Here is a 2491-nt window from a genome sequence, read left to right on the forward strand (position 1 = left end):
TGTCAATCGGCTCGGAATGGGGACCCTGGATCGGCGTGCAAACGGGACCCCTCTATGGAGCGCGACGGTGAGCGCCCAACCAGGTGTAGCTGGTGAGGGTTGCGTAGCCCGGTCGGGCACGTCGGTGAGGCTTTCCGGCTTTAGCTTTGAGAGCGGTTCTTGAACCGCCAGGATTCGTTGCCGGTCTCGATGATCTCGCAGTGGTGGGTGAGCCGGTCGAGCAGAGCGGTGGTCATCTTGGCGTCGCCGAAGACGGCGGGCCATTCCCCGAAGGCGAGGTTGGTGGTGACGATGATCGAGGTCCGCTCGTAGAGCCGGCTGATCAGGTGGAAGAGCAACTGTCCGCCGGCTTGGGCGAAGGGAAGATAGCCCAGTTCGTCGAGCACGACGAAGTCGAGCCGGGTCAGGTAGTCGGCGATGCGCCCCTGCTTGCCGGAGCGGTGCTCGGTCTCGAGCCGGTTGACCAGATCGACGACGTTGAAGAAGCGGCCGCGGGCGCCACTGCGGATGAGGGCGCGGGCGATCGCGATGGCCAGATGCGACTTGCCCGTACCCGTGCCGCCGATGAGCACGGCATTGCGCTGGTCGGCAACGAAGGCGCCGGTGGCGAGGTCGCGCACGAGCGTCTCGTTGACGGGCGTGCCGGCGAAGTCGAAGTCGTCGATGTCCTTGGCCAGCGGCAGCTTGGCGACGGTGAGCTGGTACTTGATGGAGCGCGCCTGCTTCTCGGCGATCTCGGCCGACAGCAGGTCGCCGACGACCCTCGGCGGCTCGTGCTGACGCTTGATGGCGTTCGTCATGATCTCGTCGTAGGCGCTGCGCATGCCGTAGAGCTTCAGCGTTCCCATCAGGTCCAGAACCTGGGTGCGTTCCATCAGCTTGCCCTCCTGAGGCTGTCGTAGCGGGCGCAGTCCGCCCGCGGCTCGATCGCCAAGCGCAGTGCGTCGGGTGTGAGGATGGTGACGGCCGGCGCCGGATCGCGACACCGGGCCAGGATGTTGAGAATGACGGAGGACGAGCAGACGTTCTCGGCAAGCGCCTGCTGGCAGGCGGTCTCGACGGCATCGAGCCCATCCGACAGCACCGCCGTCAGGATCGACACCATCTGCCGATCGCCGTCGTCGGCAGCCTTCAGCCGGCGCCTGACCCGCTCCATCGCCGATGGCAGTTCCCAGCCCTGGAATGGCGCACCGTTGCGCAACGCGCCGGGCTTGCGCGCCAGCACCGGGACGTAGTGCCACGGATCGTAGACGGTCTGGTTGCGGCCGAACGAGCGGGCATGCTCGCCCACGATCGTGCCGTCCTGGCGCACGACGATGCGATCGGCATAGGCCTGGATCTCGACGGGCCGGCCGACCGCGGTCGAGAGCACCGAGTACTTGTTGTTGTCGAAGCGCACGGTGCAGGTCTTCGTGACGGAGGCGGGAACGCTATGGAATCCGTCGAAGGGGCCGCGATACTCGACCAGATTGCCGCGCTCCTCTTCGAACACGTTCCAGATCGTGCGCTCCGGCTGGTCGACATGGCGGTGGGCCTTCGCCCAGGCGATGCATTTGTCGAGCAGCCAGGCGTTCAGCTCCTCGTAGCTCCTGAAGCGCAGCCGCGGCGTAAAGAAGCGCTCGCGCACCAGGCCAACCTGGTTCTCGACCTGCCCCTTCTCCCAGCCCGAGGCCGGCGTGCAGGCAACCGGCTGGACCAGATAGTGGCTGCACATCTGCAGGAAGCGACGGTTGTACTGCCGCTCCTTGCCGACGAAGACCGTCTCCACCGCCGTCTTCATGTTGTCGTAGATGCCGCGCGTGCAGGCGCCGCCGAAGAAGGCGAAGGCGCGGTCGTGGGCGTCGAACACCATCTCCTGCGTCTCGCGCGGATAGGCCCTGACGAACATCATGCGGCTGTGGCAGAGCCGGACATGAGCGACCTTCACGGTCACCGTCACGCCGGCGAGCAGGACGATCTCGTGGCTCCAGTCGAACTGGTAGGCGTCGCCCGGGGGATAGAACAGCGGCACGTAGGCCTCGGCTGTCGCGGCCCCCCGAACCTTCTCCCGGCTCTTGGCGTAGCGCCGGATCGCGTCGTAGCTGCCTTCGTAGCCCAGCGACCGCAGTTCCTCATAGATGCGGATCAGCGTCAGCCGCTCGCGCTTCGCCTTCGCGTCGTTGCCGTCCAGCAGAGCGTCGAGCTGCTCCTGCCATGGGCCGATCTTCGGCTTCGGCTGGTGTTGACGCTCATACCGGAACTCAGTCGCATCGGAACGAAGCACCTTGCGGACCACCTTCCGTGATATCCGCAACTCCCGGCAGATCTCTTTGATCGACTTCCCCTGAACCAGCGACAGCCGGCGTATCTTCGCAATCGTCTCCACGACCAACATCCAAAACAAATGCCTCCGATCAAACCGGAGGCAGTGTGAAACACCCGCCGCTACAAGGGGGCCCTTTTGGATGCCGATCACCCCTGAAACGGGGTCCTTATTCCACGCCGAAACACA

1 protein-coding gene and 1 pseudogene are annotated in these 2491 nt (G+C 65.3%); both read right to left on the bottom strand.

Annotated elements, in window-relative coordinates:
- Positions 1–140 precede the first annotated feature (140 nt).
- A complete protein-coding gene (istB, locus tag ABGN05_RS29965; protein ID WP_367957694.1) occupies positions 141–875 on the bottom strand; it encodes an IS21-like element helper ATPase IstB in 735 nt (244 codons plus the stop codon).
- A 5-nt stretch (positions 876–880) separates the two neighbouring features.
- A pseudogene (gene istA, locus ABGN05_RS29970) lies at positions 881–2374 on the bottom strand (IS21 family transposase); the annotation flags it as partial.
- Between the last annotated feature and the right edge of the window lie 117 nt (positions 2375–2491).

It is taken from the genome of Aquibium pacificum (genome assembly GCF_040839445.1).
Taxonomy (GTDB): Bacteria; Pseudomonadota; Alphaproteobacteria; order Rhizobiales; family Rhizobiaceae; genus Aquibium; species Aquibium pacificus.

Bases quoted from the DNA above. Each gene is read 5' to 3' on its own strand.
- istB (WP_367957694.1), bottom strand. From the start codon at position 875: ATGGAACGCACCCAGGTTCTGGACCTGATGGGAACGCTGAAGCTCTAC.